Origin of the sequence: Vogesella mureinivorans (genome assembly GCF_007644035.1) — a bacterium.
Lineage (GTDB): Bacteria > Pseudomonadota > Gammaproteobacteria > Burkholderiales > Chromobacteriaceae > Vogesella > Vogesella mureinivorans.
The window spans coordinates 1-266 of record NZ_VMTV02000554.1; the positions used below are offsets into that span (position 1 = coordinate 1).

Sequence of the window (266 nt, forward strand, 5' to 3'; positions counted from 1 at the left end):
ATGACTGAGGTGCAACTCATTGACTTCTACCTGCACCATGCCACGAATACCGTGCATTTGTGGTCCCGCCATAAATGCTTCAGCTTCATTTAAATTGGGGCGAAGTTTAGAGGTCACTTCTGAGTCACGCATGCCAGCTTGATAACCACAACGAATAAAGAAACGTTTGGTTCTTTCAAGCCCTAGCATCTGAAACAAATCTTTTCTTAAAAATCCCATGATACTGGTATGCATCAACAACATACGATTTTCATCAAACCAGATTT

1 protein-coding gene is annotated in these 266 nt (G+C 41.4%); it reads right to left on the reverse strand.

From position 1 onward, the window contains the following. A partial coding sequence (locus FLQ44_RS14515; RefSeq protein ID WP_206208899.1) for a XylR N-terminal domain-containing protein occupies positions 1-266 on the reverse strand: 266 nt, incomplete at both ends.